This window comes from Chryseobacterium sp. SIMBA_029, assembly GCF_046535275.1.
GTDB lineage: Bacteria > Bacteroidota > Bacteroidia > Flavobacteriales > Weeksellaceae > Chryseobacterium.
This window is the reverse complement of record NZ_JAWRXA010000347.1, coordinates 1-269: the sequence shown is the minus strand read 5'-3', so window position 1 is coordinate 269 and position 269 is coordinate 1. Positions and strand designations below refer to the sequence as shown.

1 protein-coding gene is annotated in these 269 nt (G+C 58.7%); it reads left to right on the top strand.

Annotation, left to right across the window (positions count from 1 at the left end):
* Positions 1-201 (top strand): hypothetical protein (locus SB679_RS24410; protein ID WP_410704848.1); only part of this gene is annotated, 201 nt, incomplete at its 5' end.
* Between the last annotated feature and the right edge of the window lie 68 nt (positions 202-269).

Genomic DNA, 269 nt, shown 5'->3' with positions numbered 1-269 from the left:
AGGTACGCTGAGAAAGTCATAAACGGAAAACGCCAATGGGTTCGTGACCAGGTTGCTTTGCGGGACGAAATTCTAGCCTTGCTGACGCGAGAAGGCGCCCTGCCGAAGAAACGCATCATCATGGCTTTAGCCGCCGCCCAGGTCACGATAGAAACTGCGCTGAGCTCGAGGCAGGCCTCATCGAGCGATATCACGCCATGAGCGTGCGCCGGCGGATGGATCAGCATTGGTGCCTAGCAGGGCATGCGCCGGCAGTCTGCGGTGCGAAT